This is a genomic window from Marinobacterium profundum, assembly GCF_001528745.1.
GTDB lineage: Bacteria > Pseudomonadota > Gammaproteobacteria > Pseudomonadales > Balneatricaceae > Marinobacterium_A > Marinobacterium_A profundum.
In genome coordinates this window covers 64,923-87,459 of sequence record NZ_BCNS01000018.1, presented here as the reverse complement: position 1 = coordinate 87,459, position 22,537 = coordinate 64,923, and the positions used below count along the sequence as shown (strand labels likewise).

At 53.1% G+C, this 22,537-nt stretch carries 25 protein-coding genes and 1 other RNA gene; 13 read left to right on the top strand and 13 right to left on the bottom strand.

Going from position 1 to position 22,537, the window contains the following annotated elements:
• Window positions 1-122 precede the first annotated feature (122 nt).
• The 6 genes from MPRO_RS01570 to grpE all read right to left on the bottom strand — a co-directional run bounded on the left by MPRO_RS01570 (window position 123) and on the right by grpE (window position 6,170).
• Window positions 123-440, bottom strand: a complete 318-nt coding sequence (locus MPRO_RS01570; protein ID WP_067286173.1) for a YqfO family protein — start codon at window positions 438-440, stop codon at window positions 123-125.
• A 130-nt stretch (window positions 441-570) separates the two neighbouring features.
• Window positions 571-1,374 carry a 4-hydroxy-tetrahydrodipicolinate reductase gene (gene dapB, locus MPRO_RS01565; protein ID WP_173645489.1) on the bottom strand — a complete coding sequence of 268 codons (804 nt, stop codon included), beginning with the start codon at window positions 1,372-1,374 and terminating at the stop codon, window positions 571-573.
• Window positions 1,375-1,456: 82 nt separating this feature from the next.
• Entirely contained in the window at window positions 1,457-2,260 is an 804-nt protein-coding gene (cysE, locus tag MPRO_RS01560; RefSeq protein WP_067286172.1) for a serine O-acetyltransferase, read from the bottom strand.
• A 50-nt stretch (window positions 2,261-2,310) separates the two neighbouring features.
• Window positions 2,311-3,438 (bottom strand): molecular chaperone DnaJ, encoded by a 1,128-nt coding sequence (gene dnaJ / locus MPRO_RS01555; protein ID WP_067286171.1) that lies wholly within the window; start codon window positions 3,436-3,438, stop codon window positions 2,311-2,313.
• A 110-nt stretch (window positions 3,439-3,548) separates the two neighbouring features.
• Complete coding sequence (gene dnaK / locus MPRO_RS01550; RefSeq protein WP_067286170.1) at window positions 3,549-5,471, bottom strand: molecular chaperone DnaK; 1,923 nt, start codon at window positions 5,469-5,471, stop codon at window positions 3,549-3,551.
• 120 nt (window positions 5,472-5,591) lie between these two features.
• Window positions 5,592-6,170 carry a nucleotide exchange factor GrpE gene (gene grpE / locus MPRO_RS01545; RefSeq protein WP_067286169.1) on the bottom strand — a complete coding sequence of 193 codons (579 nt, stop codon included), beginning with the start codon at window positions 6,168-6,170 and terminating at the stop codon, window positions 5,592-5,594.
• A gap of 185 nt (window positions 6,171-6,355) precedes the next feature.
• Between grpE and recN the strand changes: the two genes are divergently transcribed.
• The gene (recN, locus tag MPRO_RS01540; RefSeq protein ID WP_067286290.1) at window positions 6,356-8,023 is read left to right on the top strand and encodes a DNA repair protein RecN; all 1,668 of its coding nucleotides are present in this window, start codon (window positions 6,356-6,358) and stop codon (window positions 8,021-8,023) included.
• An 89-nt stretch (window positions 8,024-8,112) separates the two neighbouring features.
• Here the strand turns inward: recN and fur are convergent, their stop codons facing one another.
• A complete protein-coding gene (gene fur / locus MPRO_RS01535; protein WP_067286168.1) occupies window positions 8,113-8,538 on the bottom strand; it encodes a ferric iron uptake transcriptional regulator in 426 nt (141 codons plus the stop codon).
• Between the two features lie 76 nt (window positions 8,539-8,614).
• Between fur and MPRO_RS01530 the strand changes: the two genes are divergently transcribed.
• Entirely contained in the window at window positions 8,615-8,950 is a 336-nt protein-coding gene (locus MPRO_RS01530) for an outer membrane protein assembly factor BamE (RefSeq protein ID WP_082708385.1), read from the top strand.
• 79 nt (window positions 8,951-9,029) lie between these two features.
• On the opposite strand, the gene MPRO_RS01525 is transcribed toward MPRO_RS01530, so the two are convergent.
• The 3 genes from MPRO_RS01525 to MPRO_RS01515 are packed head-to-tail and all read right to left on the bottom strand — an operon-like array spanning window position 9,030 to window position 11,169.
• Window positions 9,030-9,335: an RnfH family protein gene (locus MPRO_RS01525; RefSeq protein WP_067286166.1), complete on the bottom strand. Its 306-nt coding sequence runs from the start codon at window positions 9,333-9,335 to the stop codon at window positions 9,030-9,032.
• A gap of 23 nt (window positions 9,336-9,358) precedes the next feature.
• The gene (locus MPRO_RS01520; RefSeq protein ID WP_067286164.1) at window positions 9,359-9,790 is read right to left on the bottom strand and encodes a type II toxin-antitoxin system RatA family toxin; all 432 of its coding nucleotides are present in this window, start codon (window positions 9,788-9,790) and stop codon (window positions 9,359-9,361) included.
• Between the two features lie 14 nt (window positions 9,791-9,804).
• Window positions 9,805-11,169 carry a sodium-dependent transporter gene (locus MPRO_RS01515; protein WP_067286162.1) on the bottom strand — a complete coding sequence of 455 codons (1,365 nt, stop codon included), beginning with the start codon at window positions 11,167-11,169 and terminating at the stop codon, window positions 9,805-9,807.
• Between the two features lie 235 nt (window positions 11,170-11,404).
• Between MPRO_RS01515 and smpB the strand changes: the two genes are divergently transcribed.
• Entirely contained in the window at window positions 11,405-11,878 is a 474-nt protein-coding gene (gene smpB, locus MPRO_RS01510; RefSeq protein WP_067286160.1) for an SsrA-binding protein SmpB, read from the top strand.
• Between the two features lie 98 nt (window positions 11,879-11,976).
• Window positions 11,977-12,335: a transfer-messenger RNA gene (ssrA, locus tag MPRO_RS01505) on the top strand.
• Window positions 12,336-12,475: 140 nt separating this feature from the next.
• On the opposite strand, the gene MPRO_RS25645 is transcribed toward ssrA, so the two are convergent.
• Window positions 12,476-12,679, bottom strand: a complete 204-nt coding sequence (locus tag MPRO_RS25645) for a hypothetical protein (RefSeq protein WP_067286158.1) — start codon at window positions 12,677-12,679, stop codon at window positions 12,476-12,478.
• A gap of 72 nt (window positions 12,680-12,751) precedes the next feature.
• Between MPRO_RS25645 and MPRO_RS01495 the strand changes: the two genes are divergently transcribed.
• The 8 genes from MPRO_RS01495 to MPRO_RS24935 all read left to right on the top strand — a co-directional run bounded on the left by MPRO_RS01495 (window position 12,752) and on the right by MPRO_RS24935 (window position 18,814).
• The gene (locus MPRO_RS01495; protein ID WP_067286156.1) at window positions 12,752-14,110 is read left to right on the top strand and encodes a replication endonuclease; all 1,359 of its coding nucleotides are present in this window, start codon (window positions 12,752-12,754) and stop codon (window positions 14,108-14,110) included.
• Window positions 14,111-14,150: 40 nt separating this feature from the next.
• A complete protein-coding gene (locus MPRO_RS01490; protein ID WP_067286154.1) occupies window positions 14,151-14,444 on the top strand; it encodes a hypothetical protein in 294 nt (97 codons plus the stop codon).
• A gap of 403 nt (window positions 14,445-14,847) precedes the next feature.
• On the top strand, window positions 14,848-15,024 hold the full coding sequence (locus MPRO_RS25380; RefSeq protein WP_102136245.1) for a MerR family transcriptional regulator: 177 nt from the start codon (window positions 14,848-14,850) through the stop codon (window positions 15,022-15,024).
• A 12-nt stretch (window positions 15,025-15,036) separates the two neighbouring features.
• A complete protein-coding gene (locus tag MPRO_RS01480; RefSeq protein WP_067286150.1) occupies window positions 15,037-15,345 on the top strand; it encodes a hypothetical protein in 309 nt (102 codons plus the stop codon).
• The gene (locus tag MPRO_RS01475) at window positions 15,336-16,424 is read left to right on the top strand and encodes an Arm DNA-binding domain-containing protein (protein ID WP_067286148.1); all 1,089 of its coding nucleotides are present in this window, start codon (window positions 15,336-15,338) and stop codon (window positions 16,422-16,424) included. The genes MPRO_RS01480 and MPRO_RS01475 overlap by 10 nt, the downstream gene beginning before the upstream one ends.
• Before the next feature lie 26 nt (window positions 16,425-16,450).
• On the top strand, window positions 16,451-16,939 hold the full coding sequence (locus MPRO_RS25640) for a hypothetical protein (RefSeq protein ID WP_158651715.1): 489 nt from the start codon (window positions 16,451-16,453) through the stop codon (window positions 16,937-16,939).
• Complete coding sequence (locus MPRO_RS01470; protein WP_067286146.1) at window positions 16,923-17,672, top strand: hypothetical protein; 750 nt, start codon at window positions 16,923-16,925, stop codon at window positions 17,670-17,672. Before MPRO_RS25640 ends, MPRO_RS01470 begins: the two co-directional genes overlap by 17 nt.
• A gap of 167 nt (window positions 17,673-17,839) precedes the next feature.
• The gene (locus MPRO_RS24935; RefSeq protein WP_082708384.1) at window positions 17,840-18,814 is read left to right on the top strand and encodes a reverse transcriptase family protein; all 975 of its coding nucleotides are present in this window, start codon (window positions 17,840-17,842) and stop codon (window positions 18,812-18,814) included.
• A gap of 400 nt (window positions 18,815-19,214) precedes the next feature.
• Here MPRO_RS24935 and MPRO_RS01465 read toward each other — a convergent pair whose 3' ends face one another.
• Together MPRO_RS01465 and MPRO_RS01460 are read right to left on the bottom strand one after the other, a co-directional pair.
• Window positions 19,215-19,772, bottom strand: a complete 558-nt coding sequence (locus MPRO_RS01465) for a FlgO family outer membrane protein (RefSeq protein WP_245635006.1) — start codon at window positions 19,770-19,772, stop codon at window positions 19,215-19,217.
• 9 nt (window positions 19,773-19,781) lie between these two features.
• Entirely contained in the window at window positions 19,782-20,351 is a 570-nt protein-coding gene (locus MPRO_RS01460; protein ID WP_245635005.1) for a hypothetical protein, read from the bottom strand.
• A gap of 512 nt (window positions 20,352-20,863) precedes the next feature.
• On the opposite strand from MPRO_RS01460, the gene MPRO_RS01455 reads away from it, so the two are divergent.
• Window positions 20,864-21,976: a phosphoribosylaminoimidazolesuccinocarboxamide synthase gene (locus MPRO_RS01455; RefSeq protein WP_067286142.1), complete on the top strand. Its 1,113-nt coding sequence runs from the start codon at window positions 20,864-20,866 to the stop codon at window positions 21,974-21,976.
• Window positions 21,977-22,537: the final 561 nt, after the last annotated feature.

Here is a 22,537-nt window from a genome sequence, read left to right as displayed (position 1 = left end):
AAAAGCGAACGGTTACAAGAACAAACGCCCTTGTAGCAGGGCATCAGCCAGACTGTCGAACGCTACCTGCTGTGTTATTGATCCAGATCAATAAGCAGCCAAAAAAACCTGCCGCTTCGTTGTCAATCGTCAAAAGACTCCAGGCGCCAGGCATCGAACGCCACTTCCTCATAGGGGTGTGCCAGCTTCAGGGTGGTCACGGCAAGACGAATCAAACTGTCGTCACACACCATTTCCACCTTCCATTCACTGAGCTGCTCCAGCTCACCCTGACGGCCAATATGCGGATCACTGCCTGCAAGAGGCCGGAACTGCCCCGTACCCAGGGTTTGCCAACAGCAGCTGTCGTAATCACCAATGCGACCCACACCGGCATCAAACAGCGCCTGCTTTACGCTCTGCAGATTTTCATCCGGTACATAGAAACACAGCTTGTACATACAGCTCCTCCTTGCCTGCGGGCACCTCTTTCCCCAGCCCCGCAAGAACGACAATGTCACTTGAATCCAGACGCCTAAAAGTGAAAAGGGAGCCTCAGGGCTCCCTTTTACTCAATGTTCACCACCGATCTTAGCGCAGATCCAGCACGTCCTGCATGTCGTACAGGCCCGGTTCACGCTGACCCAGCCACAGGGAAGCCCGTACAGCGCCCTTGGCAAAGGTCATGCGACTGCTGGCCTTGTGGGTAATCTCGATGCGCTCGCCTTCGGTAGCGAACAGAACCGTATGATCACCCACCACATCGCCGGCACGAATGGTCTCGAAACCAATTTCCTTGCGTGAACGTGCCCCCGTCTGACCTTCACGGCCATAGACTGCACATTCCTTCAGATCCCGCCCCAACGCATTGGCCACGACCTCACCCAGACGCAACGCAGTGCCTGAAGGCGCATCTACTTTATGGCGGTGGTGAGTTTCGATGACTTCGATATCGTAGTCATCGCCCAGGGTTTTGGCGACCAGATCCAAAATCTTGAAGCAGACATTCACACCAACGCTCATGTTGGGTGCAAACAGAATGGCGATCTGGGTGGCACGCACTTCCAGCTCGCCTTTTTGTTCCTCGTCCAGGCCCGTGGTACCGATAACGATTTTCTTGCCGTGCTGGGCACAGATAGCAACGTTATCCATAGTGGTCGCCGGCGTGGTGAAGTCGATCAGTACATCGAAGTCATCCAGCACATCGTTGATATCGCCCACAAGCGCAACGCCCAGACGCCCGACACCGGCCAGCTCACCCGCGTCGGCGCCCAGCAGCGAACTGCCTGGCTCAACAATGGCGGCACTCAGCTCGACGCCTTCTGCCAGATGCAGCGCCTCAATATTGGTCTTGCCCATACGCCCGGCTGCACCGGTAACTGCTACTCGAATCATGTTTACAGAATCCATCGTCGAAAAAGGGAGGCTGAGCTGTGACAGCACTGCGCCACTCGCGGCCTGGCAGCCTGTCTGGCTACTAGCAACCGTCCTTGGGAAAAGACTGGTTCATGTCCAGCGCCGGCTTGTCACAGCCAGGATGACCCACCACCCGGGCCGGCACACCCACCACAGTGGTGTGGGGTGGCACATTTTCCAGCACCACACTGCCGCCACCAACCTTGGCGCCGGCACCGACTTCGATATTGCCGAAGATCTTGGCGCCCGCGGCGATCAACACACCTTCGCGAATCTTGGGGTGACGGTCGCCACTGTCCTTGCCGGTACCGCCAAGGGTCACGTTCTGCAGGATCGAGACATCGTTCTCAATCACACTGGTCTCACCGATAACAATACCGGTGGCGTGATCGAACATAACGCCGTGACCAATACGCGCCGCCGGGTGAATATCCACCTGCATCACCGAACTCACACGACTCTGGAAATAAAGCGCCAGGGCACGACGTCCCTGTTTCCAGAGATTGTGGGATACACGATGGGTTTGCAGCGCAGAAAAGCCCTTTAGATACAGCAATACGGTACAGAGACTGTCGACCGCCGGGTCACGGGTTTTTACGGCCATCAGATCAAGGCAGGCACAGTGGATAATGCCCGGATCGTCGGCATAGGCCTGCTCGATCATTTCGCGCAGCGAAACCGCCGACATAACTTCGTCGGCAAGCTTTGAGGCCAGCAGAAACGACAGCGCCGAGGACAGGTCCTTGTGACTGATAATGGCGGCATGATAGAAACTTGCCAGAAAGGGCTCACGCTCTATCTCAAGCCTGGCTTCCTGCTGAAGCTGGGCCCAGAGCGCGGCGGGTTCTATGGCTACAGAGTTCATAGCTCCCCCTTGGATGCGAAACACGGGTACCTGTCAGGCACCCGGTTTGATCAGGTCATATCTTCGAAAAACTGCTTAACAGAATCAAAGAACGAATTTTTTTTCGGGCTGTGCTTCTTGCCGCCTTCGGTATCCTTCTGGAAATCCTTCAGCAACTCCTTCTGACGACTGGTAAGGCTCACCGGCGTCTCCAGCACCACACGCACCAGCAGGTCACCCACAGGACCACCGCGCACAGGGGTTACGCCCTTGCCCCGCAGACGGAACAGCTTGCCGGTTTGCGTTTCAGCAGGAACCCGCAGCTTGACCCGACCGTTCAGGGTCGGCACTTCGAGTTCGCCGCCGAGCGCCGCATCCACGAAGCTGATCGGTATCTCGCAGTATAGATCGCGCCCGTCGCGCTCGAAGATCGGATGCTGGCGAACGTTAACCTGCACATACAGATCCCCGGCCGGGCCGCCGTGACTGCCCGCCTCACCTTCACCGGAAAGGCGAATACGATCGCCGGTATCCACACCTGGCGGAATCTTCACCGACAGCGTCTTAACCTGCTCAACCCGACCCTGACCACGGCAGCTGCCGCAGGGCTCGGAAATCACCTTGCCCTCGCCACGACAGGTCGGGCAAGTCTGCTGGACCGAGAAGAAGCCCTGCTGCATGCGCACCTGGCCATTACCGCCACAGGTACCACAGACCTTGGCACTGGTGCCGGGCTTGGCGCCGGAACCATTACAAGGATCGCAGCCGACCAGCGTAGGTACACGAATCGATTTCTCGACACCGCGCACAGCATCTTCGAGGCTCAGATCCAGGTTGTAACGCAGATCTGCACCACGCTGCACGGAACTGCGACGACGGCCACCACCAGCGCCACCACCAAAAATGTCGCCGAAGACATCGCCGAAAATATCGGAGAAGCCGCCGTCAAAACCACCCTGGCCTCCGGCGCCCTGCTCGACACCGGCATGGCCATACTGGTCGTAGGCGGCCTTTTTCTGCGCATCGGACAGTACTTCGTAGGCCTCGTTGACCTCCTTGAACTTGTCTTCAGATTCAGCATCACCCGGATTACGGTCCGGGTGAAACTTCATCGCCATGCGCCGGTAGGCTTTCTTGATATCGCGGTCGGCCGTGTCTCGCGACACGCCCAACACTTCGTAATAATCTCGTTTGGACATAAGCGGGTCTGTCATGTTGCAGCGGTTGGCTCCACCGGGAGCCGGACACGACAACGCGGGCTATTGCCCGCGCTGCCACATTTCAGAGTATTGCGAAGCTACTCAACGACTTACTTCTTGTCGTCTTTGACCTCTTCAAACTCTGCATCGACAGCATCTTCGCCGGGCTTGCCGGACGCTTCTTCACCTGCCTGCTCGCCTTGAGCTTCTGCTGCGGCATCGGCATACATCTTCTGTGCCACACCGGAGATAGCTTCGGTCAGGGTAGCAACCTTGGTATCGATACCTTCCTTGCTGTCACCCTTGAGGGCTTCTTCCAGTTCGGAAATGGCTTTCTCGATCTGCTCTTTCTCTTCTGCAGTTGCCTTGTCGCCGGCTTCGGTCAGCGTTTTGCGCGCCGAGTGAACCATGGCGTCGCCCTGGTTACGAGCCTGAGCCAGCTCTTCGAACTTGCGGTCTTCATCAGCGTGGGACTCAGCGTCCGCTACCATCTGATCGATTTCGTCATCCGACAGGCCGGAAGAAGACTTGATCACGATGGACTGCTGCTTGCCGGTGGCCTTGTCCTTGGCGGACACGTTCAGGATACCGTTGGCATCAAGGTCGAAGGTGACTTCGATCTGCGGCACGCCACGCGGCGCCATCGGGATATCTGCCAGGTCGAAACGGCCCAGCGACTTGTTCTGCGCCGCCTGCTTGCGCTCACCCTGCACCACGTGAATGGTGACAGCGTTCTGGTTGTCGTCAGCGGTAGAGAACACCTGCGACTTCTTGGTCGGGATAGTGGTGTTCTTCTCGATCAGACCTGTAGCTACACCACCCATGGTTTCAATACCCAGGGTCAGCGGCGTTACGTCCAGCAGCAGTACGTCTTTAACATCGCCAGACAGTACGGCGCCCTGAATAGCAGCACCAATGGCAACAGCTTCATCGGGGTTAACATCCTTGCGCGGTTCCTTGCCGAAGAACTCGGCAACGGACTTCTGCACCATAGGCATGCGGGTCTGACCGCCCACCAGGATGATTTCGTCGATAGCAGATGCGCTCAGGTCGGCATCTTTCAGGGCAATACGGCATGGATCCAGAGTGCGCTTGACCAGATCTTCAACCAGGGATTCCAGCTTGGAGCGGGTCACCTTGACGTTAAGGTGCTTAGGACCTGTAGCATCGGCGGTGATGTACGGCAGGTTGACGTCGGTCTGCTGGGCAGAGGACAGTTCAACCTTGGCCTTCTCGGCGGCTTCTTTCAAACGCTGCAGTGCCAGCGGATCGTGGTGCAGATCGATGCCGGACTCTTTCTTGAACTCAGCCGCCAGGTAGTTGATCAGCTTAAGGTCGAAATCTTCGCCACCGAGGAATGTATCACCGTTGGTAGCCAGTACTTCGAACTGGTGCTCACCATCAACATCGGCGATTTCAATGATGGATACGTCGAAGGTACCACCACCCAGGTCGTATACGGCGATGGTGCGGTCACCCTTGCCCTTGTCCAGACCGTAGGCCAGTGCAGCGGCTGTCGGCTCGTTGATGATGCGCTTGACGTCCAGACCGGCGATACGGCCAGCATCCTTGGTCGCCTGACGCTGAGCATCGTTGAAGTAGGCCGGCACTGTGATAACGGCTTCAGTTACCGCTTCACCCAGGTAGTCTTCGGCGGTCTTCTTCATTTTTTTCAGGATTTCGGCAGACACCTGGGGTGCAGCCATCTTCTTGCCTTTAACTTCAACCCAGGCGTCGCCATTGTCGGCTTCAACAATGGAATACGGCACCATCTTGATGTCTTTCTGGACGACATCATCTTTAAAACGACGGCCGATCAGGCGTTTGATGGCAAACAGGGTATTGGTCGGGTTGGTTACAGCCTGACGCTTGGCCGGCTGCCCTACCAGGATTTCGCCATCGTCGCTGTAGGCAATGATGGACGGCGTGGTGCGGTCGCCTTCGGCGTTTTCCAGCACACGAGTCTTGTCGCCATCCAGGATCGCCACACAGGAGTTGGTGGTTCCCAGGTCGATACCAATAATTTTACCCATGTCTCTTTGCTCCAGTTCTGCAGTGCCTGTGTTGCAAGGCACGAAATCCGATTAACTTGCTTGCAGTTCTATATAGGGCCGAATATCGCCGTTTCAAGCGCCAGCCCCTAAAGTCTCTGCTTAACTTTTCGAAACCATGACCATCGCCGGGCGCAACAAACGACCGTTGAGGGTGTAGCCCTTCTGCACCACCGCGACCACGGTGTTGGGCGCCGTATCAGGCGCATCCACCAGCGACATGGCCTGATGCAGGGCCGGATCGAAGGGCGCACCCTGCGCCTCGACAGACTCGACTTTGAACTTGTTCAGACCCGACACCAGCATGCCCAGCGTCAGCTCGACACCTTCACGAATGGCCTGGGTCGCAGCATCTTCCTTGTCGAAATTTTCAACCGCACGCTCCAGGCTATCCAGCACCGGCAGCATTTCGTTGGCGAACTTCTCGACACCAAACTTGTGCGCTTTTTCCACGTCCTGCTCGGCACGACGACGAACATTCATGAAGTCGGCCTGGGTGCGCAGCAACTGATCGCGCAACTCATCCATTTCAGTGGTGACAGTCTCGAGTTCCTGAGCCAGGGTTTGAGCATCAGGCAGCTCTGCGGCATCTGCTGTTGCAGCGTCTGCGTCTGTCTTCTGTTCTTCAGCTACCGGTGATTCCAGGATTTCATCCGCCGGATTTTTCTCTTGCTCTGCCATTCCTGCTACCCACCTCAACGCAAAGATGTTTGAAAACATTACTGCTGCTGTATATGGGGTTATTCACCGGTGATTCAACCGTTAGCACCGAAAAAATTTGCTGCGCGGCGCGGCGATGATTGCAACGGCCATGGAAATGACCTATACAGTAAAAGTACTGTATGAAAACACAGGTAAATACCATCATGCTCAGTCAGCTGACGATCCGCAACTTTGCCATTGTCGAAAGCCTGGACCTGGAACTTGCCGCCGGCATGACCGTTGTCAGCGGTGAAACCGGGGCCGGCAAGTCCATTATGCTCGATGCCCTCGCCCTTGCCCTGGGCGATCGCGCCGAAACAGGCGTGGTACGCACGGGCGCCGAGCGCGCCGAGATTGTCGCCAGTTTTAATATCAGCGGTCTTCCCGATGCCACCGCCTGGTTGCAGGAGCAAGATCTCGACCAGGCAGGCGATTGCATCCTGCGTCGGGTAATCACCCGCGAAGGGCGCTCGCGTTCCTATATCAACGGCCAGCCCTGTCCGGTCACGGCCATTCGCACTCTGGCGAGTCACCTGGTGGATATCCACGGCCAGCATGAGCACCAGCGCCTGCTCAAGCGCGACTACCACCGGATTCTGCTGGATGAACACGCAGGCCAGAGCAAACAGGCCAACCAGGTACGTGACTCCTACCTGCGCTGGCGCCGGCTGGATCAGGAACTAAGCAGCCTCACAGAACAAAGCGCGGAACAGGCCGCCCGCATCCAGCTACTCAGCTACCAGACAGACGAACTGGATCAGCTTGGGCTGCAGGACGATGAACTCAGCGCACTGGAAGAAGAGCAGAAAACCCTGACCAATGCCGATGATATTCTGCACACCGGTCACCAGCTGCTGGAGCTCACCGCCGACGCCGAACAGGCCAACTGCCTGAGCCTGCTGGCACACTGCGAACAGCTGCTGCACTCTCTCGACGTTCAGTCGCCAGCCCTGCAGCAGGCCGCCGAGATGCTCGGCAGCGCGCAGATACAGATAGAGGAAGCCAGCCAGGAGATTCGCCACTATCTGGATCGGGTTGAGGTAAACCCGCAGCGCCAGAAGGATGTCGAAGAGCGCCTCTCCAGCATCTATGACATAGCACGCAAGCACCGCATCAAGCCCGAAACGCTGGTGAGTTTTCACGGCGAACTGCAGCAGGAGCTCAACTCCCTGAGCCGCTCCGATGAAGAGCTCGATCTGCTTTCCCAGGCGGTCACCGCAGCGCGGGAATCCTACAGCAAGGCCGCGGCGCGGCTAAGTCGCGGCCGACAAAAAGCGGCACGACTGCTCGGCAAGGCCGTGGATGCACAACTGCACGAGCTAGGCATGAATGACGCCCGCTTTGAAGTCAGCCTCAGTCCATTGCCGCCGGAGCGCCAGGGCGCCTATGGGATGGAAGAGGTGGAATTCCTGATCAGCGCCAACCGTGGTCAGCCCGCACGCCCACTGGGCAAGGTCGCATCAGGCGGCGAGCTGTCCCGTATCAGCCTGGCGATCCAGGTCATTACCGCACAGACATCCGCCACCCCCACACTGATATTCGACGAAGTCGATGTCGGCATAGGCGGCGCCATCGCCGAAGTCGTCGGCCGCATGCTGCGCGAGCTCGGCGAACGCGCCCAGATCCTTTGCGTAACCCACCAGCCACAGGTCGCCTCCCAGGGACACCAGCACCTCTTCGTCAGCAAAATTGCCGGCGATGTGCATACCCACACCCGCATTCGCAACCTGGACAGCAACGATCGCGTGCAGGAAGTGGCCCGCATGCTGGGCGGTATCGACATCACCGAGCGCTCCGTCGCCCATGCCCGGGAAATGCTGGGTTTCGGATAATACCTGCACTGGCTTAACAGCTTTTCAAACGCAAGAAAGCCGGTTTTCACCGGCTTTCCTGTGTGTAACTCATGTCCTGTAAAAAGCGCTTAGCGCTTTTCGCAACCATCCTTGCACAGGCCATACAGATACAATGTGCGGTCGGTCAGGCGAAAGCCCAGATCTTCTGCAATCGCATTCTGGCGCCGCACCAGCTCAGGATCGGTAAATTCCCGCACCTTGCCACAACGTACACAGACCACATGATCGTGCTGCTGATCACTGGCCAACTCGAACACTGAATGCCCGCCTTCGAAGTGATGGCGCGACACAAGACCTGCCGTTTCAAACTGCGTCAACACCCGGTAAACCGTTGCCAGGCCGACGTCTTCTCCCTGTTCAATCAACAACTTGTATATATCTTCAGCGCTAAAGTGATCTCCTTCACCGGCACGCTCCAGAATCTGGTAGATCTTGACCCTGGGCAGGGTGACTTTCAGTCCTGCTTTACGCAGTTCCTGATTTTCAAGCGCCATAATCTTTCTCTATGCTGTTCGCGATTTTGGATGTTAGACTTCATTATCTTTGTTTATGCACCATAGTGGAAGTTTAATGCAGATACGGAAGTTTCTTATCGGCATCACCGCCAGCGTTTTGATCACCGGCTGTGCCGAGTTCCCCGGCGTCCACAAGATTGATATCCCGCAGGGCAACGTCGTTTCACAGGAAATGGTCAATCAGCTTAAGCCCGGCATGACCCGAAATCAGGTCCGCTTTGTGATGGGCACGCCACTGATCACCGATACCTTCAGCCCAGATCGCTGGGACTACATCTACAGCATGGAAAAGGGCGGAGAAGCCCGAACCCAGGAAGGTGTATCCCTGTACTTCAGCGGCGATCAGCTGAGCCGCATCAGCGGTGACTACCGCCCCGTCGCCACTCAGTAACGACCTGTTTACGGCAGCGCATCCGTCGCTGCCGAGCTCCCACCTGCTCCTTTCCGTTTTTTAAAGACCCGCTTCAGGCTTAATCCTGACCGGAGCCCTTTTGCGCCTTCATCTTGGCGGCCCGCTTGGCACGCGCTTCCTTGGGGTCTGCGATCAGCGGTCGATAAATTTCGACCCGATCACCATCACGCATCACATATTCCCGGGGATTTCGAATCGCCTTGCCGAAAACACCCATGGGCGCCTGATCGGGATCGATCTGCGGAAACAACCCCACTATGCCAGATTTGATCACCGCATCATGCGCCGTACAGTCACTTTCCACTTGCAGCGATATGATTTTCTGTTCGTTGGGCAGCGCAAAGGCAACTTCAACTGTAATCATCTGTATTAGGTCCTTGAATTAACTTAGCCGTATACCTTGTCGGCTCGTGTCACAAAGGCATCCACCAGCGTCGTTGCCACCTGGCTGAACACCTTGGACATCGCCATTCCGGTCAACTTGCCGGCAAAATCAAAGCTCAAATCAAGATGCACCTTGCAGGCTTCATCACTGAGCGGCGTGAAGGTCCAGACACCGCTAAGTGATGCAAAAGGCCCTTGCACCAGTTCGATGATCATCCTCCCCGGCCTATCGAGTCTATTGCGGGTCGTGAAGCTGTACTTCAGCCCAGCCTTGGCTAGGTGCAGCGTTGCCACCAACTCATCTTCCGATGACCTGATCAGCTCCGTGGACGCACACCAGGGCAGAAACTGCGGGTAGGCATCGACATCATTGATGAGGTCAAACATTTCCTCGGCTGTATGCAGCACCAGGGCGCTGCGCTCGACACGGGTCATCGGATAAGCGTCCTTCAGGCCAATTTTTGATACAGATTAAGCGCGAATATTATCGCCACCGCAACCGGCGCCACGAATCGCACCGCGCCGTACCACAAAATAAAGTGCAGTGGCTTTTTCATCGCCAGCTCATCCATGATTGCCGTGCGCTGCATAAACCAGCCTACATAGATCGCCAGGAAGAGCCCGCCGAGCGGCAACATGATATTGGCCGTCACGAAATCGAGAAAATCGAAGGTGGTCATCCCCAGGAGCTTGAAGTCCGCCAGCACGTTGAAGGACCCCAGACTCAGAATCCCCATGGCCCAGCCCGCAGCACCCAGAATAAGACAGGCCGGCAGGCGCTCCAGCTTGAGCCGCTCAACCAGCCAGGCCGTTGCCGGCTCCATCAGCGAAATCGCCGATGTCCAGGCGGCAACACCCACCAGCAGGAAGAACAGGAAGCCAAACAGCTGACCGCCTGGCATCTGACCAAAGGCCACCGGCAGGGTGATAAACATCAACCCTGGGCCCGCGCCGGGATCCAGCTCGTTGGCGAATACGATAGGGAAAATCGCCATGCCCGCCGCCAGCGCAACCAGAGTATCCAGAAAGGCAATTGTCATAACGGTGCCGCCAATAGACGCATTCTTGGGCATATAGGAGCCGTAGGCCAAAATGGCCCCCATCCCCAGGGACAGCGTGAAGAAGGAGTGCCCCAGAGCCACCAGCACGCTGTCCCAGGTCAGATCTTCAGGCGCAAAATGGAACAGAAACTCCAGACCCTCAGTGAAATGCCCGGTCGTAAAGGAGTAGCCCAGCAGTAGCGCCAGCAAGGCAAAAAGCGCCGGCATCATGATACGGGTAGCGCGCTCAATCCCCTTGTTAACGCCACCGACCACGACCAGCATCACCAGCACAACAAATACCGAATGCCAGACCAGCATCAATTTGGGATCTGCCAGCAGCAGTTCGAACTGGGCTGCGGCCTGATCCCGCCCCATATCGATATAGTCACCGCGCACCATGCCAGCGATATAGTTCAGCACCCAGCCGGCCACCACCGAGTAGAAACTGAAGATCAGGAAACCCGCCAGTGCCGCCATCCAGCCGATGGCCTGCCAACCGGTTGAAAGACCCGACTCGCTGGCGGTGATCTTCATGGCATTGACGGGGTTAGTGCGCGCACGCCGCCCGATCAGCGCTTCGCCCATCATGATGGGCACGCCGACCAGCAGGATGCAGACCAGATAGACCAGTACAAAGGCACCACCACCATTCTCTCCGGTGATGTAGGGGAATTTCCAGATATTGCCCAGACCGACGGCCGAGCCGGTCGCTGCCAGAATAAAGATCCAGCGGTTGGCCCAGGTACCATGTATCGACTGCCGTTCCTGCATATTTGCCTCTATCAAAGCTATCAAATCGCGCTGTCTGCGAATGCAGATACCTATAAATGCAACACCTGAGCGGTGCCGGCACTCGAACTTCACAACGCAAAACGGGGCATTCTTCCTATTTTGCCGGATTCAGGCAACCGTTTTACCCCACCTGGGCTGTTTTTTTGCATTTGTCAGCCGCGAAACTCAAGGTCCTGCTTTCCAGCTCGACAGTGCATCGATATAATCGCCCACCATGGCAACCAAGAAATCCAAGAACACCAGCTCGACAATCTGTCTCAACAAGAAGGCACGGCACGAATACAGCATCGAAGAAAAATTCGAAGCAGGTGTCGCCCTCACCGGTTGGGAAGTTAAGAGCTTGCGCGAGGGCCGCGCACAACTGGTCGACTCCTACGTCATCCTCAAAAACGATGAGGCATGGCTCGTGGGCGCTCACTTCACTCCACTGCTCAGCGCTTGCACCCATGTGGTTGCAGACCCCAGGCGCGATCGCAAACTGCTGCTGCACCGTCGTCAGATCGACAAGCTGGAAGTCGCAACCCAGGCCAAGGGCCACACCTGCGTGGCGCTGGCCATGTACTGGAAAGGCGGCCGGGTCAAATGCGAAATTGCCCTCGTAAAAGGCAAGAAACTGCACGACAAACGCGCTACCGAAAAAGACCGTGAAGGCGAACGCGAGAAACAGCGCGCACTGGCTACACACTAGCCTCCCCCTCTTTTTACAGCCTGTTAAAAACGCTGCGTTTTGCGGGCTGCAAAAAGATACCACTCCTGCTAGAAAAACCGTATACTGGCCGCATCTACGGGGGTGACTTGGCTTCGACGCTGATTACGAACCCTTGGGTGCATGTCGAGTTTGTAGTGAATCTCGTAAATCCGTCACTACACAGTTATAGTTGCTAACGACGATAACTACGCTCTAGCAGCTTAAGGCCGCTAGCGCCGCTCTCTAAGGTGTCTGTAACTCAGAGGTTTTGCGGTGTCATTGGAGACAGAATCGCCTGGATGCTTTGTCTCAAGCTGAACGGTTAAAACTAAAGAGGCTCGCCCACAGCACCCTGGCTCTCGGGTCGCGACGGGTTAATTTAATTGAGATGCCTAAGCATGTAGATCTTAAGGCAGAGGATTGGCGGACGCGGGTTCGAAACCCGCCACCTCCACCAAATGCAGGAACGGCCTAGACCGCTCCAGACCACTACAGGCCAGCAACCATGCGGCCTGTAGTCCCCCTCCCCAGAATTCCCAACTAGTCTCCAATGGTCCACACCGGTCCCCGGTTTGGCACAATCTCGTCACAACTTCGTCACAGCATTCCGCTGATGCGGCCTGTGACCTGCTCCGTGACTATGGCACCCACGAGTGCCACGACTTCCGCAAGCGCATCTTTCTCAAGCATGAAGCCCTGGTGCCAGAGCTGGCCGGTGGCTATCTCCTTGCTGTTCAGGAAAGCAGTTACGTCGAAGCTAACCGCAGTCTGCTCGGTATCGACAGCCGTCTGTCCATCCAAGACCTGAACCTCTCTGCCGAATTGGACGACATTAAGCGATTCTGCCGCAGGCGGGCACAGGAGTGCACGACTGTGGCTGAACACAACCGCTATTCAGCGGCGGCATTCGACTGGACCAGCAACCTCGTACAGCAATACAAGCTGACAGCCCCAAGCCCGAAAGACTTCCAGGGCGATCTTTACCCCTGCATCAAGCGCATGTGCAGCGAACGGTGGTGGATGCGTAAAGTGCTGGGGCTACAGCGGCGCACCATCGAATCAATCGCTAGAGATATAGGGTTGGTCTGTTCGCAGCGCTCGGCCTACTCCAGCCGCTTTACAAAGGCGGCAAGAAAACGCCAGAAAGAGCGCAATGCTGCGTACCTGGAAAACACCTATATCGAGAACGATGCTGGCGACCAGTTCAGCCTCAAGGAGCTACACGATAAGTCCGTCGCTAATCCCGCAGTACGTCGGGCTGAATTGATGACCAGAATAAAAGGCTTTGAGCTAGTCGCACAACACCTGGGACACTGCGGCGAGTTTTACACCATCACCACACCATCGCGGATGCACGCCAGGCTAAAGCGCGGCGGGAAAAACCCACGATACGACGGCACAACTCCCGATCAAGCGCACCAATACCTGACCAACCTATTCCAATGTATCCGCGCCAAACTGCATCGCAATGGCCTGCATGTCTATGGCATCCGTGTTGTGGAACCCAACCACGACGGCACACCGCATTGGCACCTGCTGTTGTTCATGGAGCCATCCAAGTGCGACGAGGTGCGCGGCATTTTTCACGACTATGCACTGCGCAGCAATCCGGACGAAAAAGGCGCTGCCAAACATCGCTTCACCGCAAAGGCTATAGACCCAAATCGCGGCAGTGCTGCCGGCTACGTCGCAAAGTACATCGCCAAGAACATCGACGGCGAGTACCTGGACGTTGATAAAAACGGTCAGGATGCGAAAGAGTCTGCCAGGGCAATCGACGCCTGGGCAAGTACCTTCAATATCCGCCAGTTTCAGTTTATCGGCGGCCCCAGCGTCACAGTCTGGCGAGAACTTCGAAGGCTCGCCCGATCTGAACAAGAAGCCCCTTCCCCCGTGGTTGTCCAGCAAGCAACGCTGGCGGCTGATGCTTCGGAGTGGGCTGCATTCGTTATGGTCATGGGCGGGCCGATCATGCGGCGGGTATTGCGACCCATCCAGTCACTGTATGAACGCAAGCAACCATTCGACCCAGAAACCGGCGAAGTGGATACAGACGCGATTACCGTGTACGGCGACCCGAAAGCACCTCGCATCATCGGACTGCTTGCTGATAGCACGCGGATTGTCACCCGCACTCGCCTTTGGAAATTAGTCACAGGTGGAGCGCATTCGCCCCCTGTGGACTCCGGACACAGGGCGCGAATGCGGCCTGTCTTGGACTTGTGTCAATAAGTGTACGCAGTGAAGAACCGAACAAATCGGAGATAGAAAAGTGGGCGAAGAATACGAAATGACAACGGTTGGTGACTGGAATCCGGAACTGAGCTTTGAACTCCAGGAGGCATTCGCATTGGTTAACAGGGAAGTGATCCGCCTAGAAGATCGGGACACGCTGCCAGCACCTCCAATCGAAGCCATCGGGGTCGTCTGTGGTGTGCTAACCATGAACGACGAGATAGAAATCCTGGTTCGTTTCGCCGATAGCATGGAGCAACTGGTAAAAACTGAACTGTGCGGGGATTACCTGCTGCTCAACGATACGGGCGCCCCTGTCTCAGAGCACTAAACCCGAGTAGCGCTCAGATGGTCAAGCTTAAGGTCAAGGAGGGACTCGACCGGAGGGGCCCCCGCTTGCGGGGAGGAACCGGTCGTGGCAATCCTTTACCGCCACGGAGCAAGATAGAATGGAATAAGGTGAAGATGTCGCAAAGCGACAGCTTTACCTTGATCACCAATACCACCAAAATATATTTACTGGAGACCGGTCCAGACTATTTACAAAACAATTTTTATCAGCTAGATTCGGAAACAAGTTTACGGGTTACGAGTCATCTGACTCCGACTGAAAACTTTAAGATCTTCCCTTCGGGCAACTGCCCAAACACTTTAAAACTTAACCTAACTACCGATCCCATCCTGTTCTTGAAAAAGAACCGGGAGGCTTTCGCACGTCTTAAGGAAATCAACCGATGAACTGGAAAACGATTCAGAAAATATCTGAAGAAACAGGCATGTCCCAAGAATCTCTACGCGCTCTGAAAAAGAAAGGTGTATTGCGCGAAAAGATACACTGGATAAAGGCGCCTAACGGTCGCGTTCTTATCAACATCCAGGCACTAGAAAAGTGGCTTCTAACAGGCGTTTGAGGAGAGATAAAAATGGATAGATTAGCACAAGAGCGATTGAAGAAAGAGTTCAGCCTTCCCGGCGGAACAAAGTGCCTTGGTTACGTAATCAATGAAGAAAGATCGGACGAATACCTCCACTCCTTTAACGAGAATGACTATTTGTATAGCTGGTACTGGACTATTAGGCCTGAGCTTGCATTCCGCTTCAAAAAGCTCCACAGCGCAAAGAAGGCTAAGCAAGGCTATACAAAGAGAGCGACTATAATTTGCTATCTCTTTGAAACGCCGACTCATTTCTTCGTCACACCGGTTGAAGGAGAAATCAAAGAATGGGTATAGACTTCCCAGGCGTCCGTCCACGCGGAAACAGCATCGTGATTGACTTCAACTTTAACGGGACTCGCTGCCGCGAGTCTCTACGTATTAAACCAACAAAAACGGCAGTGAGGGAAGCCGTTCGTAAGCGAGAAGCTATTCTATTCGAGATAGCGATGGGAAACTTCGACTATGGAAAGCACTTTCCCAATAGCAAGAACGCCCTGAAATTTTCAAAGAACAAGAGCGCTCTCGTCACTGTCGAGGAAACTCTAAAACAATGGATCAAGAAGGCAGAGATGCGTTGCCAACACAGTACTATCAGAGATTATAACAGTGCAATTTATTACCATCTCATTCCGGCGTTCGGCCAAATCACGCTAGAAGATTTCAATGTTTCTTATGTCTATGACTGGCTGGATGAGATAAACATTTCGAACAAGCGGATCAACAATGTGCTTGGCCCGCTACGCCAAGCGCTGCAAGACGCCTTCTATGATGGCATCATTGAACAAAATCCAATGGACCGATTCCGCTACCTCTCGCCCGAAACCCGTGAACCTCAGCCCTTCAACCAGGATGAAATCAATCGAATACTAAACCAGTTGGAGGGACAGTGCCGCAACCTTATACAGTTTGCATTCTGGTCAGGCCTTCGCACATCTGAACTGATTGCGCTTCGCTGGCAAGATGTGGACTTACCAAACAATAGAGTCCATATCCGCACTGCCATCGTTCGGAAACGTGAAAAGACGACCAAGACCGTATCAGGACTGCGAACAGTGGAACTACAGCCCAAGGCACGGGAAGCTATAGAAGCCCAAGCGACTTGCAATGGTCAGTCATTGCGAGTCTTTCATGACCCCTCATCAGACACACCCTGGGCCGGCGATCACATCATTCGTAAGCGCCTCTGGATACCGGCGCTCAACGCCGCAGACGTGACTTACAGGAACCCGTACCAGACAAGACATACCTTTGCATCAATGCTATTGTCCGCTGGTAAGAATCCTCTTTGGGTGGCTCAACAGATGGGACATAAGGATTGGGGAATGATCCGAAAAACATATGGAAGATGGATACCGGCTTCAACCGGTAATTAGAAACACGCTCGATAGGGAGTTATGAGTTGAAAATAGTTGGTGACGCACTTACACAGCTAGCTAACGAGAATAATGGCAACGATGCAGAGCTATTCTGTAGAAGCGCCTTCAATCGCTATTACTATAGCGTATACTGGAAAGCTAGAGAAATGCTTTCTGAAGTTGGAATAGATGAAAAAGGACACGCAAATATACCAAGCCTCCTCTCTGGAAAAATTAAGAGAAGAATACATGCAGAGATAAGAAAACAAGAATTAAATGGACTATTGAAATCTAGTGAAGCATACAAATTAAAAAATACTGTGACGAGCAGTATAGGTAGCTTGGCGACCATACTTACTACTGCTCGAAACATCAGAGAAATTGCAGACTACGAGCCAAACTATAAAATTAATATAAAATCATATAGCTTCATCATCGACGAATGCTCTCTAAGTACCGCTGAGAAGTGGCCTGCAAAAGCATCCGCATATTGCAAAACAATAAGGAGGGTATGGAGTGAGCTCGGACTCTGAAGATCTATCCATTGTTAAATCATTTCTTTCTAGAAAGAAATTTCCATACGTTCGTGAAGTAAAAACAAACCCACTCTCTGGGAAGGTTGTCATATATGTATCATTTGATATTACCTCTAAAGAGTACAAAAATAACACTGCATCTAATCGGCAAATATCATACTTAAAAAGAAGGATATTTAAAGATCTTGAAATTGATATAGAAACAATAAAAATAGAGGGGGCAAATCATCAAGATCTAGAAGATTCATTTTTAACAATTATTCATCAAGATTTTCCACATTCAGTCGAATCGATATCGATAACAGGCGAAAGAGACAGGCAAACAATAATAATAGAAACTGGAAATTTCCCTATAGACAAAAAGATCGAAATAGAAAGAAAAGTCAAAGAACTAATTAATCTTTCTAGTTTGAAACCCGAGAATATACTTTGGGTTTCACCGGAAAAAACAAAGCCAACAAAGGCATTTATTCTCAAGAAAATAAAGATACTACAACCAATATCTTTAGATGATTTAAACGTAGAAATTAATCTTCACGAACTGTTCTACTGCGACCCAAAATGGCTAAATTCAATGCTAGATAACCTGAGAAAGAAGAAATTCATAACACGCTCAAAAAATGCAGGCTACAGTCTCACGGCTCTGGGCATAGAGATAGTTCCTGCTGGCACATCGCGCACTAGTTCAGACATTGAGAGGGCGCTTGCTATCTCTAAAAAAAAGTGGTGAAATGTGGCCGGGAGTGGTGGAAAAAGATCACGCAGGTGTGCATCATGCCTATTAGTGAAGGCTTACCACAGAAGGGCCGGCAGTCTATTGGCCTCCGCCCCTTCGGGACGTCAGCCAATAGACTGCCGTCATCAACGAAAGTCAACCGACTTTGCTATAATTAAGCTATGAATATTCCACCACTCCTTTTTTCTTTTACAACATTGGATCAGCTCATTTCCTCGCTAGATGAGGAAACGAGACATTCAAAAGAAAACGAAATAGCAAGCCTATTTAAAAATAAGCTACCCCCACTTGTATCAATACAGGTATTATCAACTCTAACTGGGTTTAGCATACCATTCATATATTCGATGACTAATAAACCTGAAAAATATTATCGCACGTTTATTATTAGCACTGGAAAAAAGAAAAGAATAATTCACTCTCCAAGGGTATCTATAAAAATAATACAGAAGTGGTTGGCGCATCATATATCAAGCTCGGTTAACTTTAATGAATGCGTGTATGGTTTCGTAAAGAAAAAGTCACATATATTAGCCGCGTCAAAACACTGCGGTTCAGATTGGGTATACTCAGTTGATATAAAGGACTTCTTCCCTTCTACTACAATAGAAAAAGTCCGACTCGGATTGATTGATATTGGATATTCCGAGAAAGCAGCAGATCTAATATCAAAAATATCTTCTTTCGAGTCGTGCCTTGCTCAGGGGTCACCGTTGAGCCCATGCCTTTCTAATATTGTATTTAAAAATGTGGATAATAATCTTTGCGAAATCGCAAAAAATTACGAATTAACATACACCCGATACGCCGACGACATTGTTTTTTCGGGAACTGGTAATAAACCATCCCAGCTATCGAGCGCCATCAAAGATGAGATAGAATCTGCTGGATGGAAGCTAGCACCAGGAAAAGAGTTCTACTCAGATAGAAAAGACCATTTGAAGGTACATGGCCTATTAGTAAATAGTAATAGACCAAAGCTTGGAAAAAGATATAGAAATAGAATACGCGCATATGAACATTTGCTACGGAATGATAAAATTTCTCCAGCAGACAAGCCAAAAATAATGGGGCACGTATCATATCGGGACTCTGTAGATACGCTTGGAAAAAAAGAAGACACAACTCCGGCCTAGCTGAAGCTAACCATATGATAAGTAGGGCAATATGAAAGGTTCGAAACCCGCCACCTCCACCAAATATCGACAACGAAGGTCACCGAAAGGTGGCCTTTTTTGTTGGAATTTTGAAAGTAATGGACTGGAGCGCCCGCGTAATAAATGTCGGCCTAGATTTGCTACATATGGCAGCAATTACTATCCAGCCCACCACCTATCTATAGAGGCGCCCATTTACAAATAGCCGGATGCCATCACAATAGCTCACTGAGATACTCAAACGGAGCTTGCCGCTTGCTTATTGAACGATGCGGACTTCCCTGTCCTCACGTCATAACTCTTCGTTACCCCGTCAGCGGCACCACATCCTCGATCAAGGTGCAGATAGCCTTACTTAACTTACTTAGAAGACCGAGGGCTAGCGACGTCTCGGCAATAGACTGCGCATATCCCGGTTGATCGGTATAATAAAGTCGTCAGCAGCAAGGATCAGGTTATCAGAAGTTCTAACAAGCCTGACGGTTACATAGACGTTGCTACCCCCCATCGCGTAGGTTCCAACGACAACAGCCTGCGCATCATGCGCTTGTACAATATTGTGCAATTGCCGCGATAAAAGCAGCTCACCTGTTCCCTCTTTTATGAACAGAGCCTCCCGCATCTTGACCTCTACCATTGGTAGACCAGCCTGAGTCATCGCACTCGAAAACTGCTCGCCAAGAACTCGCCCTAATGTGGAAGACTGGCTCAAGTCATCAATATCCGCGAAACTAGTGGCGATAAATGGTTTCCCCTGCACAAAGTTACCAGGCTGGGATACCAGTTTCTGTGCCGCACTAGCGACCACCGCTTCCAAATCCACAACAGGGTCAGTAGACGCCACGACGCTGTTTGTACTGCAACCAACGGTACCAAGAAGGAGAATAGACAGCCCGGCGGTCAGAAGACCTTTCCGGTAGTGAGAAATCATAGACATAACGCCTCCTTACCACTGATCCGTTACACGAAGGGCTCGCGCAGGCTTATCACTCTTTGAGTAGTGATCACTGTCGCCGCCATTGATGTAATAAATATTGGAAGAGGAATACAGTATCTGATCACCCACAGTCGCCTGAGTTGTAATAACGACTTCCTGGTTTGTTTCGCTAGTCCAACTGCCACTAAACAGGTCAGCCGCTGCAGCGAGTGGAATGAGGGCCAGGGCAGGCTCAGCCCAATTGTTAAATGGAACCGTCGCTACCGCTATACCCGCTGCCAATGTCGTTAAAGCACCTTCTGGCGCCCTAATCGGGCCACGATCCTTGTGTTTAATCGGCTGCACCTTGTAACCAATCTTGGCTGCACCTGTCTCTGTCGTTTGGACCCTTCCACCTTTTGATACAAGCTCACTTGTGAGAAGAGAATCAAAGGTGTCTGAAAACGGCGTGGATTCTCCCGAACCGCCAATGTACAGGGGGCGACCGCGAAGCAAGGGAGTTGTAAGCAGCTGGTCCGCTTGATGCTGCGCCAACACATTCCAGTGGTGCGCGGCTTGCATTTTCTGCTGTTCTGTCAATGGATAGGTACTTGCAATGGGCGCCTGCGATGTATGAACATTAAAGCATCCCGATAGCAGGGTACTGCTTATCCCTAAGATACACACTGTCCGAAGCATGGTAGTTCCTTATGTTTTGATCCTTCGAAATCAAGAATAACGCATAGGTGCGGTTATCACTACGATTCAACAGACAATAAAATGTCGAAGTTGCATGTAAGGTAGGATGCACTAAGCAACACGCTTACACGACCTAGCAGGGATGTCACACCTTCCGAAGCGATTGAAACATGGCCATCCCCACCGTAGTGCTTTCTTGTTGATTTACCTGCCTCTTATAGTCCTGCATTACACTTCAGCCTCATCTTCACGCTCCGGCAATACACAATGAAGTCCAGTGCTGAGGCAACGGCACTGCAACAGGATGTCAGGGCCGGCCAGATCTGCTACATTCGCGCTCTTGAATTTGCTCGTAACGTGCTTGTGTATCTGCAACTATTAACTCTATCCAACTCGACACAGGACAACTTGCCATGAGTCTTGCCAACCAAGTATTGGCCGTGAACAATGATCTGCCGATTCGTACCGATCGCCCTGTCCACAGTGGCAAAGTCCGCTCCGTGTACTGGCTGACCGAAGCGGATAGCCGTCGCCTGATCGAAGAAAAAGGCTATGACGTTGTCTCCGACGCCCCCTTGGCCATCATGGTAATCAGTGACCGCATCTCCGCCTTCGACTGCATCTGGCACGGCGAAGGCGGCATGCAGGGCGTACCCGGCAAGGGCGCCGCCCTTAACGCTATCTCCAACCACTGGTTCAAGCTGTTCCGCGAGCAGGGCCTGGCCGACAGCCATATTCTGGATATCCCCCACCCCTTTGTCTGGATAGTGCAGAAAGCCCGCCCGGTGATGATTGAAGCAATCGGCCGCCAGTACATTACCGGCTCGATGTGGCGCGCCTATGCCAAGGGAGAACGCAGCTTCTGTGGCATTGAGCTGCCCGATGGTCTGCAGAAAGACCAGCAGCTGCCTGAACTGCTGATCACCCCTTCTACCAAAGGAATTCTGCAGGGTATCCCTGGCGTACCGGAAGCGGACGATGTAAATGTATCCCGCAACGATATCCGCGACCACTACCAGGCCTTCAACTTCCGCAGTGCCGAGGATATAGAGCGCTACGAAGAACTACTGCGGGACGGCTTTGGCGTGATCAGCACTGCGCTGGCCAAGCTGGATCAGGTCTTTGTCGATACCAAGTTCGAGTTCGGTTACGTCACCGACCGTAGCGGCGCCGAGAAGCTGATCTACATGGATGAGGTCGGCACGCCGGACTCGTCCCGCATCTGGGACGGCGCGGCGTACCGGACCGGCAAGGTAGTAGAGCAGTCCAAGGAAGCCTTCCGCCAGTTACTGCTCAATCATTTTCCCGATCCCGATATTCTGCTCAACAAGGATCGCATGCGCGAGCGCCAGGCACTGGCACAGGACAACGCCCTGCCACAGGAAGTGCTGATGCAGGTATCCGCAACCTATCGCGCCATTGCCGAGAAAATTACCGGCACCCCCGTCGAGCTGCCGCAGAACCCAAAGGCGGAAATCATCGCCATCCTGCGCGATCAGTACAACCTGATCGACACAGACGCATAACAACACCCCAACCGAGGGCTCGGCATACCCGCGCCCTCGGCGATCAGGCGATCACTAGTGCCAAGCGGTACATCGCCTTCCTCTCGCTCATGCCCTCCGGACACTCCACTATTCATTCCATTCACATGGGCCGCCCACACCTGGCCACACCGCTTAGCTGACACAGGCAGTGTCACCCACCTGATAAAGATCCCGGCAACTCACTATGCAGGCGGGGCTTGCCTACCTCAGAAGCCGCTGCGACACAGCGCTGGGAGCAGCTATACTCATGCTGGAAATGGCGCTGTTAAAATACAAATACTTACAAATAATTACAAGATGGCTTGATTTTATAAGTCATACAATACTATTATTGCTGTCAGCGAGAACGGGGGACGGCTGACGCCTAAGCTGGAACAGCTTTAGACCGGGACAGCACAGGTGATAGTCTTTTGAAAATCCAGACTATTTCTGCACTCACCGCCGTTACATCTCGCCAATGCACAACACCTGAGCAAGGCTCATCGGCAGGCTATGACCGCCAGCCAATGAGCCAGTATAGGCTCTCCATAAAAACAAGAG

What these genes read in the sequence shown, in the direction of transcription:
- MPRO_RS01570 (WP_067286173.1), bottom strand. Translation starts at nt 440, where the DNA reads ATGTACAAGCTGTGTTTCTATGTACCGGATGAAAATCTGCAGAGCGTA.
- dapB (WP_173645489.1), bottom strand. Translation starts at nt 1,374, where the DNA reads ATGATTCGAGTAGCAGTTACCGGTGCAGCCGGGCGTATGGGCAAGACC.
- cysE (WP_067286172.1), bottom strand. Translation starts at nt 2,260, where the DNA reads ATGAACTCTGTAGCCATAGAACCCGCCGCGCTCTGGGCCCAGCTTCAG.
- dnaJ (WP_067286171.1), bottom strand. Translation starts at nt 3,438, where the DNA reads ATGTCCAAACGAGATTATTACGAAGTGTTGGGCGTGTCGCGAGACACG.
- dnaK (WP_067286170.1), bottom strand. Translation starts at nt 5,471, where the DNA reads ATGGGTAAAATTATTGGTATCGACCTGGGAACCACCAACTCCTGTGTG.
- grpE (WP_067286169.1), bottom strand. Translation starts at nt 6,170, where the DNA reads ATGGCAGAGCAAGAGAAAAATCCGGCGGATGAAATCCTGGAATCACCG.
- recN (WP_067286290.1), top strand. Translation starts at nt 6,356, where the DNA reads ATGCTCAGTCAGCTGACGATCCGCAACTTTGCCATTGTCGAAAGCCTG.
- fur (WP_067286168.1), bottom strand. Translation starts at nt 8,538, where the DNA reads ATGGCGCTTGAAAATCAGGAACTGCGTAAAGCAGGACTGAAAGTCACC.
- MPRO_RS01530 (WP_082708385.1), top strand. Translation starts at nt 8,615, where the DNA reads ATGCAGATACGGAAGTTTCTTATCGGCATCACCGCCAGCGTTTTGATC.
- MPRO_RS01525 (WP_067286166.1), bottom strand. Translation starts at nt 9,335, where the DNA reads ATGATTACAGTTGAAGTTGCCTTTGCGCTGCCCAACGAACAGAAAATC.
- MPRO_RS01520 (WP_067286164.1), bottom strand. Translation starts at nt 9,790, where the DNA reads ATGACCCGTGTCGAGCGCAGCGCCCTGGTGCTGCATACAGCCGAGGAA.
- MPRO_RS01515 (WP_067286162.1), bottom strand. Translation starts at nt 11,169, where the DNA reads ATGCAGGAACGGCAGTCGATACATGGTACCTGGGCCAACCGCTGGATC.
- smpB (WP_067286160.1), top strand. Translation starts at nt 11,405, where the DNA reads ATGGCAACCAAGAAATCCAAGAACACCAGCTCGACAATCTGTCTCAAC.
- MPRO_RS25380 (WP_102136245.1), top strand. Translation starts at nt 14,848, where the DNA reads ATGAACTGGAAAACGATTCAGAAAATATCTGAAGAAACAGGCATGTCC.
- MPRO_RS01480 (WP_067286150.1), top strand. Translation starts at nt 15,037, where the DNA reads ATGGATAGATTAGCACAAGAGCGATTGAAGAAAGAGTTCAGCCTTCCC.
- MPRO_RS01475 (WP_067286148.1), top strand. Translation starts at nt 15,336, where the DNA reads ATGGGTATAGACTTCCCAGGCGTCCGTCCACGCGGAAACAGCATCGTG.
- MPRO_RS24935 (WP_082708384.1), top strand. Translation starts at nt 17,840, where the DNA reads ATGAATATTCCACCACTCCTTTTTTCTTTTACAACATTGGATCAGCTC.
- MPRO_RS01465 (WP_245635006.1), bottom strand. Translation starts at nt 19,772, where the DNA reads ATGTCTATGATTTCTCACTACCGGAAAGGTCTTCTGACCGCCGGGCTG.
- MPRO_RS01455 (WP_067286142.1), top strand. Translation starts at nt 20,864, where the DNA reads ATGAGTCTTGCCAACCAAGTATTGGCCGTGAACAATGATCTGCCGATT.